Source organism: Streptomyces sp. NPDC039609, assembly GCF_055596705.1.
The window spans coordinates 237,503-255,016 of record NZ_JBVIUJ010000003.1; the positions used below are offsets into that span (position 1 = coordinate 237,503).

Consider the following 17,514-nt stretch of genomic DNA (forward strand, 5'->3'; position numbering starts at 1 on the left):
TTTCGGGCGTTGGGCGGACAGGTCGGAGGAACGGTCCCCGGCCGGCCATGGAGGCCGGCGGGGGTCCGCCGGGCGGGCCGCTCCAACGGCCCTGAGCGGTGGCCGTCAGCGGTGGCCGTCAGCGACGGCCTTCTCGGTGGCGATCCGCACTCCGGCCTCCGTGGCGCCGGTGAGCGGGAGCCGGGGCGGGCGTGTGGGGCCTCCTCGACGGCCGGCGATGTCCATGGAAAGCTTGATCGACTGCACGAACTCGGTCTTCGAGTCCCAGCGCAGCAGCGAGTGCAGGGACTTGTACAGCGGCAGGGCGGTGGCGAGATCACCCGCGACCGCGGCACGGTACAGCTCGGCGCAGCTCGCGGGGAAGGCGTTGGGGTAGCCGGCGATCCACCCGACCGCGCCCGCCAGCGCCAGCTCCAGCAGAACGTCGTCGGCGCCGATCAGGAGGTCGAGTTCCGGGGCGAGCTCTGCGAGCTCGTAGGCCCTGCGGACGTCGCCACTGAACTCCTTCACGGCCACGATGCTGCCTTCGGCGTGCAGACGAGCAAGCAGACCGGGAGTGAGGTCGACCTTGGTGTCGATGGGGTTGTTGTACGCGACGACCGGGATGCCGGCGCCGGCGACCTCCGCGTAGTGCGCGCTCACCGCCTGCTCGTCGGCGCGGTAGGCGTTCGGCGGCAGGAGAAGGACCGAGCCGCAGCCGGCCTCGGCGGCCTGTTCGGCCCAGCGCCTGGACTCGGTGCTGCCGTAGGCGGCCACGCCGGGCATGACCCGCGCGCCGTCGCCCGCCGCCTCGACGGCGGTACGGACGACCTGGGCGCGCTCGTCGTCGGTGAGGGTCTGGTACTCGCCGAGTGAGCCGTTGGGTACGACGCCGTCGCAGCCGTTGGCGATCAGCCAGGACACGTGCTCGGCGTAGGCGTCGTGGTCGACGGACAGGTCCTCGCGGAAGGGGAGGGTGGTGGCGACCATGATGCCGCGCCAGGGACGTGCGCTGTTCCAGCCGGTGGTGGTCATATCGGTCAGAACCTCTCGATAGTGTGTGACATATCACTGGGCCTCGCGAGGAACCCGGGGATCCTCGACGAACTGCTGACCCAAGGGCTTTGGCTTACGGGGCTCCGGCCTACGGGGCCTGGCCCTGCACGCCCCCGGGTGCCGTGTTCTCGTCGGGCGTCGGGAGCGCGGCGAGCGCGGCGAGCGGAACCGGCACGGCGAACGGGCGCCGCTCCGCGGGGGGTTCGCCCCGGCCGTCGTCGGCCGCCAGGCAGGCGACGGCCGTCCCGCACATCCGCCCCTGGCACCAGCCCATGCCGGCCCGGGTGAGCAGCTTGACCGTCCGTGAGTCCCGCGCCCCGAGGTCGGCGACCGCCGCGCGGATCCGCCCCGCGGTGACCTCCTCGCAGCGGCAGACGTCCGTGGCGTCGTCGAGCCACGCGCTCCAGCCGGGGCCGGGGGCGTGGGCGGCGGCCATGACGTCGGCGAAGGCGCGCATGCGGTCCCGGCGGCGACTGAGTCCCGCGAACCGCGCCGTACCGACCCCCCGCCCGCCGCACAGTCGCGCGGCCACCGCCCGCCCGGCCAGCTCTCCTTCGGCGCGAGCCAGTTCGGCTCCGCCCACGCCTCCGGTCTCCCCCGCTGCCCACAGGCCGCGGACGGAGGTCTCCTGAAGGTCGTCCAGAGCGAGCCCCAGTGTGCCGTCCGGCAGAACGCGGGTGGCGCAGCCGAGCGACGTGGCCAGCTCGATCTGGGGCACGAGCCCGTGCCCGACGGCGAGCGCGTCGCAGACGATCCGGCGGCCGGTCCCCCTCACGGGCCGCCAGTCGCGGTCCAGGCGCGTGACGGTGACGCCTTCGACGCGGTCGGTGCCGTGGACCTCGGTGACCGCGCTGCGCGGCCGTACGCGGACGCGGTGGCGGAGCAGGGCGGCGCCGTGGACCAAGCCCTCGACGGCCTTCTGGGGGTTGGTCAGGAGTACCCGGGGGTGACGGGCGTACCGCAGATATCCGGATGCCTCCACCACTGCCGGCACCCGCGCGCCGGCCGCTGCCAGCGACGATGCGACGGCGAGCAGCAGGGGGCCGCTGCCCGCCACCACGACGCGCCGACCGGGCAGGACCAGGCCGGACTTGAGCATGGCCTGGGCCCCTCCGGCGCCCACGACGCCGGGCAGCGTCCATCCGGGGAAGGGCAGTTGACGCTCGTACGCGCCGGTGGCGAGCAGCAGCGCACGGGCTCGCACCCGGACCGGTCGTTCCGCGGTGCCGTCGGCGCAGGTGACGGCGTGCACCGACCAGAAGCCGTCGGCCTCCCGCACGACGGACCACACATGGTGCCCGGTGAGGTGGACGACACCGCTCGCCGCCAAGCGGCGTCGCAGGTCGGTGAAGGCGGACCAGTCGTGGTGCAACGCCTCGGGCCGCACCGGTCCCAGGGCCGGTGCGGGATGCCGGTAGAACTGACCACCGGGCTGGGAGGAGGAGTCCAGCAAGGTGACGGAGAGGCCGAGTTCAGCGGCGGTCACAGCGCCGGCGAGTCCGGCGGAACCCGCTCCGATGACCACGAGGTCGTCAGGGCCGGACGGTTCAGTCACCGAGTCGGTCATGACCGTGTCCTTCCTGGGTGGTGATCACGTCGCCGGGCTGGGCGGGGACCAGGCAGGCCCGACGGTTGGGCTGTCCGTTGACGGTGGCGAGGCAGTCGTAGCACTGGCCGATGCCGCAGAACACGCCGCGTGGCTGGCCGCGGCCGCGGGTGGTGCGCCAGGCCAGGATGTCGGCGCCCCACAAGGCGGCGGCGACTGTCTGGCCGGGCAGGACGGCGACGGGGCGCCCGTCGAAGGTGATCTCGAAGGACGGATCGGGCTGTGCGCCGACCAGGTCGGCGGGGGTACGGGCCATGGGGCCTCCTCTCGGGGTGTGTGGGCGCGCGAAGGGGGCGCGGGCTCATGGCGGGGGCGGGTCGAACCGTTCCGGTCTGAATGGCCTTATGTCGAGGGGCGGTTCACCGCCGGTCAGGCAGGCGGCGATGATCAGCCCGGTCGCCGGCGCCAGCCCAATCCCCGCCCCTTCGTGTCCACACGCGTGCAGCAGCCCGGGAACCCGCGGGTCGGGTCCGATCGCCGGCAGATGATCCGGAAGGTACGGGCGGAAGCCCGCGTAGGTCCGGATCGCGCGGACCCCCGCGAGGACCGGGAAGAGTTCGGTGGCCCCGGCTGCGAGGCGGCGCAGGACCTCGGTGGACAGCGTCCGGTCGAAGCCGACGCGCTCCCGGCTCGCGCCGATCAGGACCGGACCCGCCGGGGTGCCCTCGACCACGGCCGAGGTCTGCAGCGCCGGCGACCCACTGGCCACGTCCGCGACATAGTCGGCCGCGTATACCTTGTGGCGCACCACACGCGGCAGCGGCTCGGTGACCAGGACGAAACCCCGGCGGGGCAGCACGGGCAGTTCCACCCCCGCGAGCCGCGCGAGTTCGCCGCCCCAGGTCCCGGCGGCGTTCACCACGTACGGCGCATGGATCTCCCCGGCCGCCGTCCGCACCCCGCGCACCTCCCCGGCAGAGCCGGTGAGCAGGCCGACGACCTCTTCGCCGAGCCGGACACACACCCGCTCTCCTGCCGCGCGCAGCAGGTGAGCGGCGGCGAGCGCGGGCATGACCTGGGCGTCCTGCGGATAGAGGAAGCCGCCGGGCAGGCCGGGGGCCAGGTGGGGCTCCAGGTCGCGGATGCCGTTCGCCGACACCTCCTGGGCGGTGACGCCCGCCTTCTCCTGTCCGGCCGCGAAGTCACGCAGGGCTCGCAGCCCGGCCCCACCGGAGGCGACCACGAGGCCGCCCTTGGCCTCGTACTCGATCTCCTCCGGCAGGAGTCCGGCGAGGTCGCTCCACAACCCGGCGGAGAGCAGAGCGAGTTCGAGCTCGGGGCCCGGCTCCTTGTCGGAGACCAGAAGGTTGCCCTCCCCTGCACCGGTCGTACCGCCGGCGACGGAGCCGCGGTCGACGACGGTGACGGTGAGGCCGGCGCGAGCGGCGTAGAAGGCGCAGGCCGCACCGATCACGCCGGCACCGATGACGATGACATCCGAGCTGTTTCTCGTGAGCACGTCAGTAATATTTCACATTGCACAGCGCCTGCCAAGAGTCCCCACCCAAAGACGGGGCAGACCGCGCCTCCACGCGACAGTCATCATGGCCACGAATAGGTAACGGCGACCTTGACGCCTTGTCAGTGCAATTTCACATTACTATGTTACCGGTCACATTCCAGCCGCTCGATGGCTGTCCGACTGCTCTCGGAGTGACCCACTGATGGACAAGCGCACATACACCGCCCTCGCCACCGCCCTGGTCGCCACCCTCGCCCTCGGCGTCACCGCCTGCTCCGGGGACGGCAAGACCGGCGGCGCCCGGCCCGGCAAGAACCCGGTGACCGCCAACAACGGCACGGTGGTCGGCGGGACCCCGCAGAAGGGCGGCACCCTGACCGTCCTGTCCAACCAGGACTTCACCCACCTCGACCCCGCCCGCAACTGGGTGATGGGCGACATGGACTTCGGCACCCGGCTGCTCTACCGCACCCTCATCACATACAAGGCCGAACCGGGTCCCGAGGGCGGCGAGCTGATACCCGATCTGGCCGAGGACCTCGGCACCTCCTCCAACGGGGCGAAGACGTGGACCTTCCGCCTGAAGAAGGGCCTGAAGTACGAGGACGGCACGCCCGTCACCGCCCAGGACGTCAAGTACAACGTCGAACGGTCCTTCTCGCCCGATCTGCCCGGCGGCCCCGACTACGCCGCCCGCTACCTCGCCGGCGCCGAGGGCTACCAGGGCCCGGCCCAGGGCAAGCACCTCGACTCGATCAAGACCCCCGACGACCACACGATCGTCTTCGAACTGCGCAAGCCCTTCGCCGAGTTCCCCTACGCCACGGTCCTGCCCACCTTCGCCCCCGTGCCCAAGGCCCAGGACAAGGGGACGCAGTACGACAACCGCCCGTTCTCCTCCGGGCCGTACAAGATCGAGTCGTACGCCCGCGACAAGCAGCTCGTACTGGTGCGCAACACCCACTGGGATCCGGCGAAGGACCAGGTCCGCAAGGCGTACCCGGACCGGATCGTGGTGACCATGGGGCTGAAGGCCAACCAGATCGACGACCGGCTCATCGCGAGTTCAGGGGCGGACGCGTCGACGGTGTCCTGGGGCAAGTTGCGTCCGGAGTCCACCCCGAAGGTGCTCACCAAGCCCGACGTCAAGGCGCGCCTGCTCGCCGAGTCCACCAACTGCACCGAGATGGTGCAGATGCACACCGGCCGTGCGCCCTTCGACGACGTCAAGGTCCGCCAGGCCGTGCAGTACGCGCTCGACCGGGAGGCCGTCCTCACCGCCTCCGGCGGCCCGGCCCTCAACGACCCGGCCTCCGCCCTGATGCCCGGCTCCCTCTTCGACGGCGGCAAGCAACCCGACACGCTCAAGATCCCGCTGACCGGTGACGTCGCGAAGGCCAAGCAGCTCCTGAAGGAGGCCGGCAAGCCCGACGGCTTCTCCACCAGCATCACCGTCTCCAACGGAGACAAGGGGGTGGCCGAGGCGGTCCAGCAGTCCCTCGGCCGCGCCGGCATCAAGGTCACGATCGAGACCGTCGACCCGTCCGCCTTCTACGACACCATCGGCGACACCAAGAACCGCACCGATCTCGTCTACACCGGCTGGTGCCCGGACTACCCCTCCGGCTCGACCTTCCTGCCGTTCGTCTTCGACGGCCGCTACATCAAGGAGAAGGGCAACTCCGGCAACCACTCGCTCTTCCGCGACGAACCCACCATGAAGCGGATGGACGAGATCGCCGCCCTGGCCGACGCGAAGCAGGCCGACACGGCGTGGCAGGAACTCGACGGTCAGATCCTCGCCAAGGCCCCGACGGCTCCCGCCGTGGTCGAGCGCATGCCGCTGCTCCTCGGCACCAACGTCGCCGGAGCCTTCGGCCACACCTCCTTCGGCGGGCAGATCGACTACGCGACGATCGGTCTGAAGAACCCGGCCTCGTCGAGCGGGAACTGAGGGTCAGCCGATCATGCCCACCCTTTCCCCGCCCCGGCGCGCGGGCAGCGGTCCCTGGCAGCTCGCCCGCGCCGAGCTGCGCCGCCGCCCCTCCGTGAAGATCTCCCTCGCCGTGATCACGCTCTTCGTCGTCATGGCCGTGGCCGCCCCGCTGCTCAGCGCCCTGGGCGGCTGGGGCCCCGACGAGTTCGACAAGACGGCCGTCGACCCCTACCTCGGCGGCCTCCCGATCGGCCCGCTCGGCGGGATCAGCGCCGACCACTGGCTCGGCGTCGAACCCGTCACCGGCCGTGACCTGTTCGCCCGGATCGTGCACGGCGCCCAGGTGTCCCTGCTCATCGCCTTCGCCGCCACCGCGATCGTCGTGGTCGCCGGGGTGGCGGCCGGGATCGCGGCCGGCTACTTCGGCGGCCGCACCGACACGGTGCTCTCCCGCCTGATGGACCTGACCATGTCCTTCCCCTCCCTCATCTTCATGATCGCCATGATGTCGGTGGCCCGGGACGTGAACCGGATCGTGCTTATGACCCTGGTCATCGGCCTCTTCGGCTGGCCCGGCATCGCCCGCGTCGTCCGCGGCCAAACACTCTCGCTCAAGCACCGCGAGTACGTCGACGCCGCCCGCGTCGGCGGCTCGGGGCCCTGGCGCATCCTCACCCGGGACATCCTCCCGGGCGTCGCCGGGCCTGTCATCGCCTACACGACCCTGATCATCCCGGGGATGATCGCCACCGAAGCGGCCCTCAGCTACCTGGGCGTCGGCGTCCGTCCCCCCACGCCGTCATGGGGGCAGATGATCGCCGAGAGCGTCGCCTACTACGACACGGACCCCACGTACTTCGTCCTGCCGAGTCTCTGTCTCTTCCTCACCGTGCTCGCGTTCACGCTGCTGGGCGACGCGCTGCGCGACATCCTCGACCCGAGAGGAGGCCGGACGTGATCCTCTACCTCGCCCGCCGGCTGCTCGGCGTCGTGGGCGTCCTCGTCGCCATCGCCGCCGTCACCTTCACCATCTTCTACGTCCTGCCCTCCGACCCGGCCGCCGCGGCCTGCGGAAAGTCGTGCAGCGCGGAGCGCCTGGAGGCGATCCGTGCCCACATGGGCTTGGACGCCCCCCTCTGGCGGCAGTTCGCCGACTTCGTCACCGGCGTCTTCACCGGCCGCACCATGGGCAGCGGTCAGTACGCCCTGCACTGCGACTTCCCCTGCCTCGGCTACTCGTACGAGAACAGCCAGGCCGTCTGGGACCTCCTCGTCGACCGGCTCCCGGTCTCCGCCTCGCTCGCCCTCGGCGCCGCCGTGATCTGGCTGCTCCTCGGACTCTCCGCGGGCGTCGCGGCGGCCCTGCGCAAGGACACCCTGACCGACCGGGTCCTCATGGTCGGCGCGGTCGCCGCCGCCTCCCTGCCGGTCTACTTCACCTCGGTCATGCTGATCTACGGGCTGATCCGGCTGGCCGGGCTGCTGCCCTATCCCGCGTACACGCCCTTCGGCTCCGATCCGCTCGGCTGGGCCTCGAACCTGCTGTTGCCCTGGCTCGCGCTCGCCATCCTGTATGCCGCGATGTACGCACGGCAGAGCCGGAGTTCGATGATCGAGACCATGGCGGAGCCGTACATCCGCACCGCCCGCGCCAAGGGCCTGCCGCGGCGCACCGTCGTCGTCAAGCACGGTCTGAGGGCCGGGATGACGCCGATCCTGACCATCTTCGGCATGGATCTCGGTGGCCTGCTCGCGGGCGCCGTCATTACCGAGTCCATCTTCGGGCTTCCGGGCATCGGGCGGCTCTTCTACGGCGCGCTGTCCACCGGCGACCAGCCGGTCATCCTCGGCGTCACCCTGCTTGCCGCCACGTTCATCGTCGTCGCCAACCTGGCCGTCGACCTGCTGTACGCCGTCGTCGACCCGCGAGTGAGGTACTGATGACCGCCCTGTTGTCCGTGCGGGACCTCACCGTCACCTTCCCGACCCCGCGCGGCCCCGTCCGGGCCGTGGACGCCCTCTCCTTCGACGTCCCGCGTGGCCGCACCCTCGGCATCGTCGGCGAGTCCGGCTCCGGCAAATCCGTGACCTCGCTCGCCGTACTCGGCCTGCACACCGGCGCCGAGGTCACCGGCTCCGTCACCCTGGCCGACCAGGAACTCGTCGGGCTGCCCGAGCGCGAGCTGAACCGGCTGCGCGGCCGGAGAATGGCGATGATCTTCCAGGACCCGCTCTCCAGCCTGCACCCGTACTACACCGTCGGCGAGCAGATCGCCGAGCACCACCGGGTGCACTTCGGCTCCCGCCGGAGAGGGGCACGCGAGCGGGCCATCGAGGCGCTCGCCGAGGTCGGCATCCCGGAGCCGCGCCGCCGGGCCGGGGAGTACCCGCACCAGTTCTCGGGCGGGATGCGCCAGCGCGTGATGATCGCCATGGCGCTCGCCTGCGAACCGGAGCTCCTCATCGCCGACGAGCCGACCACCGCGCTCGACGTCACCGTCCAGGCCCAGATCCTGGAACTGATCGCCCGGATCCAACAGGAACGCGGGCTCGCCGTCGTCATGATCACCCACGACCTCGGGGTCGTGGCCCGGGTGGCCCACGACGTCCTGGTGATGTACGGGGGCAGAGCCGCCGAACAGGCCCCGGTGGACGAGCTGTTCGCCGCACCGGCCCACCCGTACACCCGAGGACTGCTCGACTCCCTGCCGCGCCTCGACGACCACGACGACACCCCGCTGCGTGCGATCCCTGGCAGTCCGCCGTCTCTCCTCGCCCCGGCTCCGGGCTGCGCGTTCGCCCCACGCTGTCCACGAGCCGCGACCGCGCCCGCCGACGAGCGCTCCCGCTGCGAGACCGAGCGCCCCGCGCTCGGCGGACCGGCCGGGCGTCCGGTCGTCTGCCACTTCCCCGCGTACGAAGGCGTCGCCCCATGAAGAACGAACCCCTCCTGTCCGTACGGGAGCTGACGACCACCTACCCCGGGCGGCGGCGCGCCGCCCCGATCCGGGCCGTGGACGGCGTCAGCTTCGACATCGCCGCCGGCGAGACGCTGGGCCTGGTGGGAGAGTCCGGCTGCGGCAAGTCCACCACCGGGCGCACGATCGTGCGCCTCCTGGAGCCGTCCGCGGGCTCCGTCCGCTACGACGGCCGTGACATCGGCCATCTGTCGCAGGGCGAGCTGAAGCCGCTCCGCAAGGACCTCCAGATGGTCTTCCAGGACCCGCACTCCTCCCTCAACCCGCGGCAGACGGTGGCCCGCATCATCTCCGACCCGCTGCTGGTGCACGGCAGTTCGGCCGCCGAGGCGCGAGCGAGGGCGGCGGAGCTGATGGAACTGGTCGGCCTCATCCCGGAACACATCGACCGCTACCCGCACGAGTTCTCGGGCGGCCAGGCCCAGCGCATCGGCATCGCCCGCGCCCTGGCCACCAGCCCCCGGCTCGTCGTCGCCGACGAGCCCGTCTCCGCCCTCGACGTCTCCGTCCAGGCCCAGATCGTCAACCTGATGGAGCGCCTCCAGCGCGAACTCGGCCTCGCCTACCTGTTCATCGCCCACGACCTCTCCGTCGTCAAGCGCGTCTGCGACCGGGTCGCCGTGATGTACCTGGGCCGGATCGTCGAGATCGGCGACAAGGAACAGGTGTACGCCGCCCCCGCGCACCCCTACACGCGGGCCCTGCTCTCCGCCGTCCCGGTGCCCGACCCGGTCGCCGAGCGGACCCGGGAGCGGATCACCCTGCTCGGCGACCCCCCGAGCCCGGCCGCCCCCCCGCCCGGCTGCTCCTTCCACCCGCGCTGCCCGAAGGCGCAGGCGATCTGCCGCACCGAAGTCCCCTTGCTGCGGATCGCCGCCCCGGGCGAGCCCCGCCAGGTCGCCTGCCACTTCCCCGAGAGCCCCTGAACGCCGGGCACGCGGGGGCGACCCGGGACGGATCGTCCCGGGTCGCACCCGTCACTCATGGGGCTACCACTTGGTGACGCGGACGGTCTCCCCGTACCCGTCGGCGCCCAACACCTCGATGCGGACGCCGGCGGTCGCGTCGGTGAACGACTCCCCCACCCAGAAGGGGGCGTCGTCCAGGGGACGGCAGCCGACGGCCGGAACGGCGTTCGGCTTCGCGTCGACGACACGGACCGGCCCCTGACCGGTCGGGACGGAGGCGTCCACCTTGTAGACCAGCGCGCCCGTCGAGCAGGCACCGCCGTCCGCCTGTACCGCCCGTCTCGACTCCACGACGTACGCGGTACCGGGGCCGGTGCGGATCACCGCCATCTTCGTTCCGCTGCCATACTCGACGGCGGTGAGGTACACGGTGTCGCTACCCGCCGAAGTCCGGCACACGACCTGGCTGTCCGTGGTCCAGCCGAACTTCCAGGAGTGCCAGGCGAAGAACTGCGAGCCTCGTCCGCCGATGAGCCCCATGACGTCCCAGCCCGCGACGAAGCGATGGGCATCGGTGCCCGTGAAACCGTACAAATCGGGCAGTCCGAAGGCATGGCCGGTCTCGTGGGCCACCAGCTTGGGCCCCCAGTGCCACATGTCCTGACCGAAGGTGACAGCCCATTTGAGCAGCGTTCCGTCGGCCCGGACGCCCGCCGTCCCGGGATCATGGACGTACGTGGGCGTGAAGGAGATCGCCGCGGCGTTCCGCGTCGCGACGACGTACAGCATCTCGTAGCGCGAGAAGTCCACGTACGGGTCGGCGGCCGCGACCGCGTCCTTGAGGTACGCCTCGTGGGTCTCGTGTGTCAGCCCGCGCGCGAACCCGTAGTCGGTGGACTCGCGCGGCATCCGCACCCACTGCTGGTGCTGGGTGATGGCGAGCCATGCCTTGCCGTACGAGGCGTTCCACAGCCAGTCGGCCCCCGGCGTGAGCTGGGCGGCGTCATCTGCCGGACCTTCGGTCGCGGGGGCGTCGGGGAAGTCGACGAAGATCATGCCGACGCGAACGGTGCCGGCCGGGCGCTTGAAGACGGACCAGTCCGTGTCGTGCCCCTCGTCCGTCCAGCCGGTGGTGCCGTCCAGGGCACAGGCGGAGACGGGATCCGTGGCCCCACGTGCCATCGGAGCGGTGCCGGGCAGGAGCAGCAGCAGTACCGCGAGCAGGGGCGCCGCGAACAGGGCGCGAACGGGCAGGAACGTGGGGCGGACTCTCACGTGATCACGACCTTCTGGGTGGATGGCGTGTGACATTTCACATAGCTTGCGGTTGTCGCGAGGGTGTCCGGAAGCTGTCGTCGGTCCATAACATCCGCGCCATGGATCTGGAGGTACGCCATCTCCGAGTGGTGTGCGCGATCGCCGAGGCCGGCAGCCTCACGCGCGCAGCCGCCTCGCTCGGCATGACCCAGCCCGGGCTCAGCGCCCAACTGCGCCGTATCGAGGCCATGCTGGGCGGAGTCCTGTTCCACCGAAGACAGGAGGGGGCCGTCGCCACGCCCTTCGGAGAGCTGGTGCTCGACCGGGCCCGCTCCGTCCTCCCCGGTATAGACGGCCTGATCGCCGACACCGCCCGCGCGGCCCGCCGGATGTCGGCCTGCGACCGTGTCCGCATCGGCTCGGTCGGTGCGCCCCTCCTCGGTCAACTCGTCCTGGCCGTCAAGGCCGTACTACCGGACGCCCAGGTGACGACGCGCTGCCAGCACTCCCCCGTCACACTCCTCGACGAACTGGCGGCGGACCGGCTGGAGGCGGCCGTACTCGGCGACCACCCCGACCAGCGGCTGCCACAGCGCGACGGCGTGACGCTCCACCCCCTCGCCACCGAACCGGTCTTCGCCCTGCTGCCCGCCGCTCACCCGCTGGCAAGGCTGGAAGAGGTCCCGCTCACCGCCCTCCTGGACGAGGACTGGGCCGTGCCCCGTCCCGACGGCGACCGGACCCGCGAGTACTGGTCGTCGATCTGCGCGGCGGCCGGGCGGCACCCGTTCGCCCCGTACGAGGCCGAGGGCCGCCCGCTCATCGAGCTGGTCCGCGCGGGCCTGGCGGTCAGCCTCTGCCAGGCCACCTTCATCGAGGTCCCAGGCACCGCCGTACGCCCCCTGGCCGGCAACCCCCTGTGGTACCGGCACGTCCTGGCCTGGCACACGGACGGCCCGCTCGCTCCCCACGGCGACGACATCCTCCACCAGGTCGCCGCCGGCCACCGGGGCACGTGCGCCGCCGCCCCCGCTTACGCGCGCTGGCGCGCCCGACATCCGCAAGCGACTGGCCCTGGGGCTACCTGAGTTCACTGTCGGCCGCGACAAGGACCGACGAGAGGACACGGCCGCCGGATACGACATGGCCAACATGACGGGATGAGCGACGACACGTACGACGACTCCACCCCGAACCGGTCAGGTGCCTCGCGGTCCGGGAGACCCCTGTCGCTGAGCACGCTCAGGTGGGCGACCCGGTGGGAGACGCTCGCCATTCTCGCAGTGCTCCTCCTCTGCGTCTTCGCGTTCGCCTAGCCTGCCCGCCAGCGATCGCGACCGTGCCGCAGGAAGCATGAGGCGTGATCCATCGGCCACCGCTGACCGACCAAGATCCGGGTACGCGGACCAACTGCCTGCAGCTTGGCCGAATCATGGCCGTTTCCGCTGGTCAACGCCCACGCGAGGCGTGTACCACCAGCACTCGAAGAACATTCTTTGCAGCTACTCCCCCAAGGCGCTTGGGCTCTTCTAGAGGACCGGCCCGAGGCCGGCGGGCCCCCGGCGGCACGCCGAACCGGTGATCGGCACCGTGGTCTCCTTCACCTGCGCCACCGTCCGACGCCCGGGCTGCAGACCGGCGCTGGACAGGGCCGTGGCGCTGCTGCACGAGGTCGACCGGGAGTTCTCCCCGTTCCTCCCGGACAGCGCCGTCAGCCTGGGGCGCGGGGAGTCAAGCCAAGCAAGCACCACTCCCGCCGTACGCCGCGTGCTGGAACTGTGCGACCTCGCGCACGGCAGTACCGGGGCGCCTTCGACGCCTGGACCGACGGCCGGGCCCTATCCGTGCGGCCTGGTGAAGGGCTGGCCGCCGAGCGGGCGTGGCGGCTGCTGCGGGAGGCCGGCGCCACCGACGCGTGCCTGAACGCGGGCGGCGATGTACGGGTCGGCGGCACGCCGGGATCCGCCGGCGTGTGGCGCACCGAGATTGCCGACCCCAGGCGCCCCGGGCGGCTGAGGTCGGTGGTGGCGAGACGGGACCACGCGATCGCCGCCTCGGGGACGACGGAGCGAGGCGTGCACATCCTCGACCGCGGCACCGCGTGCGCGGCTCCCCTACGACCAGTCGAGTCCGGCAGGACATGGGCTTCGACCTCCTGCCCCGTTGCGCTGTCCCCGACCTCCGGGAGCGGACCGGACGGGCGCCGGTCTCCGCACCGGCCTAGAGTTGGGACGGGGAGATCCGGAACGCAACGCGTGTACCTCGTCCGAGGACGGAGGACATCCCGATGACCGACGACACCGGGTCCCTTCAGGGCCACCCTCGTCCGAGCCCACGTGAGCGCGCTGCGGTCGGCAAGGCCGCCCGCGCCCGGGTGCCTCGGTCGAGCCACGCCGAGTACTCCCCCTCGCAGCGTCGGGTCGATCCGCTGGAGATCCTCGAGAGGCAGGCGACCGCGAGGGTCCAGGAGCTGGTGCCGATCCGCCGCAGCCGGATGACGGAGTCACCGTTCCGCTACTACCGGGGCGCGGCCGCGCCCATGGCGGCCGACCTCGCCAACACCCCCGTCACCGGCATCAGGGCCCAGCTCTGCGGCGACGCGCACGTGCTGAACTTCGGGCTCTTCGCCTCTCCCGAGCGCCACCTCGTCTTCGACGTGAACGACTTCGACGAGACCCTGCCAGGCCCCTGGGAGTGGGACGTCAAGCGGCTTGCGGCCAGCCTGGCCATCGCCGGCCGGGAGAACGGCTTCACCGACCAGGAGCGCGCGGACATCACATCGGCCGCGGTGCGCTCGTACCGCGAGTGGATCCGGACCTTCGCGGGCATGCACAACCTCGACGTCTGGTACGTCCAGACCCAGACGGAACGGATCGAGGCCCTCGTGGCCGACCAGCTCGGGAAGGGCAAGCGCAGGAAGCTCTCGAAAGTCCTGGAGAAGGCCCGCGGCCGGGACAACATCCAGGCGTTCGAGAAGCTCACCGGCATCGTCGACGGGGAGCGCCGGATCATCCCCGCCCCGCCGCTCATCGTGCCGATCGGCGACCTGCTCCCCAATGTCGAGCGCGCCGCCCTGGAGCACGAGATCCGCGAGCTGATCGACCGGTACGCGGGCACGCTGCGGCCGGACCACCGGCAGCTCCTCTCGCAGTTCCGTCTGGTCGACATGGCGCGCAAGGTGGTCGGCGTGGGCAGTGTGGGCACCCGCTGCTGGATCATCCTCATGCTCGGCAGGGACGAGGAGGATCCGCTGCTCATCCAGGTGAAGGAGGCCGAGCGGTCGGTACTCGCCGAGTACGCCGGAGAGAGCGAGTACGACAACCAGGGGCAGCGCGTGGTCGCCGGACAGCGGCTGATGCAGGCCGCCAGCGACATCTTCCTAGGCTGGGAGCGCGCCACCGGCATCGACGGCCGCGAGCGGGACTTCTACGTCCGGCAGTTGCGGGACTGGAAGGGCAGCATCGACACCGCGGTGATGCTGCCTGAAGGCGTGCGGATTCTCGGCGAGCTGTGCGGATTCTCGCTGGCCCGGGCTCACGCGCGGTCGGGTGACCGGATCGCCATCGCGGCCTACCTGGGCGGCGGCGACTCGTTCGACCGGGCGTTGACCGACTTCGCGGAGAGCTACGCGGACCAGAACGAGCACGACCACGAGGCTCTGGTCGAGGCGGTCCGCTCCGGTCGGCTCGTCGCGGAAGCCGCGTGAACCAGTTGTGCCTGGATAGAGTGTGAACGAGTTGCGCCTGGAAAGATCCTGACGGTTGGTCAGACATTCTCGGCACGAGGATGCATTCGTCGGGTGCTGCTCCAGGATCTCGACGATCGTGCGGTGGAGCCGCTGGCGTCTCCCGCGTGCCGCTGGCGTCTCCCGCGTGAAGATCCCGGCGTGCAGGGATGCCTGTGGCGACCGTGCCCCAGCCGAGCCGAACAGGCCCACCACCATCACCACCCCAACGCCGCCCTGGCCACTCGGCCGACAAGCAGAGATACCGGGGACGCCGGGGTGGTTCAGCGCGCTACCTGCGTGGAAGCCGAGTCCTGCGGATCCGGCTGCATGACACCTGCCTGCGGGCGCTGCGCACGCGTGTCACCGGCACAGCTCCGTGGCGGTCCGTCCCGTCGCCCAGCCACAGACATCTCCGGCGGCGGAGACCTTGACTCACAGGCCTTCTCAGGCGCCCGGACACGGTCAGGAGTACCAGTCGGCCTCCGTCGGCCGCGCCCGCCGGGGCACCTCCCGGGCGGCCATGGGCCTGCGTTCGCCACCCGCGAGCAAGGTGCTTGCCGGATCGCCGCCGAGAGTGCCCGGGAGCGTCACCTCGACCTCGATGACGCGAGGCGGGTCGGTGGGCAGGATCGTGGTCATCACCGTCTTCTGGGCGTGGTGGCCATGGGCGCGGGCGGCGGCGACCTGCTTCCCGTCCACGAGGAGCTCCAGCTCCCGCCTCCCGCCCATCCGCAAGCCCACGGTGACCGAGCAGCCGGCATGCTCGCAATGAAAGTGATACTCGCGGCCCATGATCGCCTCCCTGAAGCGCCTGGCAATAAGGCCCCTTCCCCTCATCGTGGCACCGGATGGTGGCTGCGTCAGCCCTGGATCCCGCTCCCCGGTCGTCACCGCTACGCCACCTCTCCCAACAAATGGCGGGTTGACCGTCGGCCACACCTCACGTCGTGCTTCACGGGCTCTCGGCCGCCCTCGCCGGGAGATGCGACCGCTGTCCGAGAGGACCCCATCGTCGACTGGCGGCGGCCCACCCATACGGAGACCCGCGGGTGCCGCAGGCTCGGCCCGCCGGCTCGAACCGCGACGTGAAGGCGGCGGCCTGATCTCAGTGCTCCGAAGGACTGGGGGCCGCGCACAGTGCCCAGATGACGAAGGCGTCGATGGCGATCAACACGATCGCCCAGAACGGCTGGTACGGCAGCCAGAGGAAGTTCGCGATCATGCCGAGACCCGCCAGGAACACACCGACGACCCTGGCCCAGGTGGCGCCCTGGAACAGTGCCAGTCCGGCGAGAACGATCACGATCCCCAGGATCAGATGGATCCAGCCCCATCCCGTGAGGTTGAACTGGAAGACGTAGTTTCGGGTGGCCACGAACACATCGTCGTTGGCAATGGCGGCGATGCCCGAGAAGATGGCCATCAGGCCACCGAAGATCATCATGACTGCAGCGAAAACCAGCCAGCCGCTTCCGCGCTTCGCCGCGCCGCCGGTACGGGCGGCGCTCATCTGACTCGTCATGACCGCTCCATCGTGTGGGAGGTCCGCATGGACCGGACGGGTTCCGTTCGGCCGATCGGGTCACTTCCAACATCGCTCTCCACGGCCCGCTGCGCATCTCGGAGCCGTCCGGCGCCAAAACACCGAACGGCTTCTGGAGAGTGGCCGACCCAGGCGTCAGCAGACCATCCCACGTTTCGGCTGCCGTACACCTGTGGCCACGAACAGCGCCGTGACGGCGGGCGCCCCGTCGTGCTCCCCCACGTCCGCGTCAGCCGAGGATCTTGCGCTTCTGTGCTTCGAACCCCGCTTCTGTCAGCACACCTTGGGCTTTCAACTCACCCAGCTCCTTGAGCTTGTCGATGGTGCTGGTCATCTCGTCAGGAGGCGGTGCCGGCGGTGCCGGAGCGGCTGCCTGGGGCTGTTGCGGCTGCTGCTGAGCGTCCTGCTCCGCCCATCGGCCCGCCTGCCTCCGTGACACACGGTTGGACACCGCTGTGGCGGTTCCGGCGACCGCGGCTGTGCGCGCGACGCCACGAAGAAGTCCTGGCATGTTCGATCATCTCCCAGATGGTGTGCCCGCGGCCTCGGCGGCTTCGAGGGAGGCCAGCAGGGCCTGGACGGGGATGCGGCCGTTCGCCACGAGTCGCGCACCGCTGCGCCTCATGGCCTGGGCGAAGGGGGCGGCCCAGACGTTCTCGTACACGAGGATGCCGGCCGAATTCCCCGGCTCCAGAGCGGCACCGGCTTCGTCGATGTCCTCCTGGTCCAGCAGCCCCGACGAGGCGCCCTCGAAGACGGAGAGGTCCATCTCGTCACCGAGATCTCTCAATTCCGCGCCGACGACCGACCCGTCTTCGTCCTTGCGGACGAAGACGAGGTCAAGGATGCGAATGACGCCTCGGTCGACGAGGTCGAGGAGAAGGGGGAAGCCCTCACCCGTCATCCGGTTGCCGGGGAACTCGACGATCAGGTAGTCGACGGGCCCCATCTCTTCCGGATCAGCAAGCTCTTCACTCACGGCCACTCCTCACGAGCGGGTAGAGGTCAGGGGCTGGGCCCGGCCGCTGATGGCGGGCGATGCCGGCCGTCGGTACAGCGACG

General features: G+C 71.0%; 18 protein-coding genes. 9 read left to right on the plus strand and 9 right to left on the minus strand.

Annotated elements, in window-relative coordinates; translation table 11 throughout:
- Positions 1 to 105: 105 nt before the first annotated feature.
- From ACZ561_RS10235 to ACZ561_RS10250, 4 genes are all read right to left on the minus strand, one after another.
- A complete protein-coding gene (locus ACZ561_RS10235) occupies positions 106 to 1,014 on the minus strand; it encodes a dihydrodipicolinate synthase family protein (RefSeq protein WP_470991937.1) in 909 nt (302 codons plus the stop codon).
- A gap of 109 nt (positions 1,015 to 1,123) precedes the next feature.
- On the minus strand, positions 1,124 to 2,602 hold the full coding sequence (locus tag ACZ561_RS10240) for an FAD-dependent oxidoreductase (RefSeq protein ID WP_470991940.1): 1,479 nt from the start codon (positions 2,600 to 2,602) through the stop codon (positions 1,124 to 1,126).
- On the minus strand, positions 2,583 to 2,897 hold the full coding sequence (locus tag ACZ561_RS10245; protein ID WP_470991943.1) for a (2Fe-2S)-binding protein: 315 nt from the start codon (positions 2,895 to 2,897) through the stop codon (positions 2,583 to 2,585). Before ACZ561_RS10245 ends, ACZ561_RS10240 begins: the two co-directional genes overlap by 20 nt.
- Positions 2,898 to 2,942: 45 nt before the next feature.
- Positions 2,943 to 4,100, minus strand: a complete 1,158-nt coding sequence (locus tag ACZ561_RS10250) for an NAD(P)/FAD-dependent oxidoreductase (protein WP_470991946.1) — start codon at positions 4,098 to 4,100, stop codon at positions 2,943 to 2,945.
- Positions 4,101 to 4,305: 205 nt separating this feature from the next.
- Here ACZ561_RS10250 and ACZ561_RS10255 point away from each other — a divergent pair, with 205 nt between their 5' ends.
- From ACZ561_RS10255 to ACZ561_RS10275, 5 genes are read left to right on the plus strand one after another with little or no spacing between them, the layout of a single operon-like run.
- Positions 4,306 to 6,057, plus strand: coding sequence for an ABC transporter substrate-binding protein (locus ACZ561_RS10255; protein WP_470991948.1), 1,752 nt, complete (start codon positions 4,306 to 4,308; stop codon positions 6,055 to 6,057).
- A 13-nt stretch (positions 6,058 to 6,070) separates the two neighbouring features.
- Positions 6,071 to 6,997, plus strand: a complete 927-nt coding sequence (locus ACZ561_RS10260; protein WP_470991951.1) for an ABC transporter permease — start codon at positions 6,071 to 6,073, stop codon at positions 6,995 to 6,997.
- A complete protein-coding gene (locus ACZ561_RS10265; RefSeq protein WP_470991954.1) occupies positions 6,994 to 7,980 on the plus strand; it encodes an ABC transporter permease in 987 nt (328 codons plus the stop codon). Before ACZ561_RS10260 ends, ACZ561_RS10265 begins: the two co-directional genes overlap by 4 nt.
- Positions 7,980 to 8,975, plus strand: coding sequence for an ABC transporter ATP-binding protein (locus tag ACZ561_RS10270; protein WP_470991957.1), 996 nt, complete (start codon positions 7,980 to 7,982; stop codon positions 8,973 to 8,975). Before ACZ561_RS10265 ends, ACZ561_RS10270 begins: the two co-directional genes overlap by 1 nt.
- Entirely contained in the window at positions 8,972 to 9,943 is a 972-nt protein-coding gene (locus tag ACZ561_RS10275) for an ABC transporter ATP-binding protein (RefSeq protein ID WP_470991960.1), read from the plus strand. The genes ACZ561_RS10270 and ACZ561_RS10275 overlap by 4 nt, the downstream gene beginning before the upstream one ends.
- A gap of 63 nt (positions 9,944 to 10,006) precedes the next feature.
- Here ACZ561_RS10275 and ACZ561_RS10280 read toward each other — a convergent pair whose 3' ends face one another.
- A complete protein-coding gene (locus ACZ561_RS10280; RefSeq protein WP_470991961.1) occupies positions 10,007 to 11,200 on the minus strand; it encodes a metallopeptidase domain-containing protein in 1,194 nt (397 codons plus the stop codon).
- 101 nt (positions 11,201 to 11,301) lie between these two features.
- Between ACZ561_RS10280 and ACZ561_RS10285 the strand changes: the two genes are divergently transcribed.
- From ACZ561_RS10285 to ACZ561_RS10300, 4 genes are all read left to right on the plus strand, one after another.
- The gene (locus ACZ561_RS10285) at positions 11,302 to 12,270 is read left to right on the plus strand and encodes a LysR family transcriptional regulator (RefSeq protein WP_470991963.1); all 969 of its coding nucleotides are present in this window, start codon (positions 11,302 to 11,304) and stop codon (positions 12,268 to 12,270) included.
- Between the two features lie 72 nt (positions 12,271 to 12,342).
- Positions 12,343 to 12,498, plus strand: a complete 156-nt coding sequence (locus ACZ561_RS10290) for a hypothetical protein (RefSeq protein ID WP_470991966.1) — start codon at positions 12,343 to 12,345, stop codon at positions 12,496 to 12,498.
- 528 nt (positions 12,499 to 13,026) lie between these two features.
- Positions 13,027 to 13,473: an FAD:protein FMN transferase gene (locus ACZ561_RS10295; protein ID WP_470992963.1), complete on the plus strand. Its 447-nt coding sequence runs from the start codon at positions 13,027 to 13,029 to the stop codon at positions 13,471 to 13,473.
- The gene (locus ACZ561_RS10300) at positions 13,470 to 14,888 is read left to right on the plus strand and encodes a DUF2252 domain-containing protein (protein ID WP_470991968.1); all 1,419 of its coding nucleotides are present in this window, start codon (positions 13,470 to 13,472) and stop codon (positions 14,886 to 14,888) included. The genes ACZ561_RS10295 and ACZ561_RS10300 overlap by 4 nt, the downstream gene beginning before the upstream one ends.
- Before the next feature lie 483 nt (positions 14,889 to 15,371).
- On the opposite strand, the gene ACZ561_RS10305 is transcribed toward ACZ561_RS10300, so the two are convergent.
- The 4 genes from ACZ561_RS10305 to ACZ561_RS10320 form a co-directional block, all read right to left on the minus strand.
- Positions 15,372 to 15,701 (minus strand): hypothetical protein, encoded by a 330-nt coding sequence (locus ACZ561_RS10305; protein WP_470991970.1) that lies wholly within the window; start codon positions 15,699 to 15,701, stop codon positions 15,372 to 15,374.
- Positions 15,702 to 16,014: 313 nt separating this feature from the next.
- Positions 16,015 to 16,419, minus strand: coding sequence for a DUF7144 family membrane protein (locus ACZ561_RS10310; RefSeq protein ID WP_470991973.1), 405 nt, complete (start codon positions 16,417 to 16,419; stop codon positions 16,015 to 16,017).
- Positions 16,420 to 16,681: 262 nt separating this feature from the next.
- Positions 16,682 to 16,963: an SHOCT domain-containing protein gene (locus ACZ561_RS10315; protein WP_470991976.1), complete on the minus strand. Its 282-nt coding sequence runs from the start codon at positions 16,961 to 16,963 to the stop codon at positions 16,682 to 16,684.
- A gap of 6 nt (positions 16,964 to 16,969) precedes the next feature.
- The gene (locus ACZ561_RS10320; protein ID WP_470992966.1) at positions 16,970 to 17,401 is read right to left on the minus strand and encodes a DUF6325 family protein; all 432 of its coding nucleotides are present in this window, start codon (positions 17,399 to 17,401) and stop codon (positions 16,970 to 16,972) included.
- Between the last annotated feature and the right edge of the window lie 113 nt (positions 17,402 to 17,514).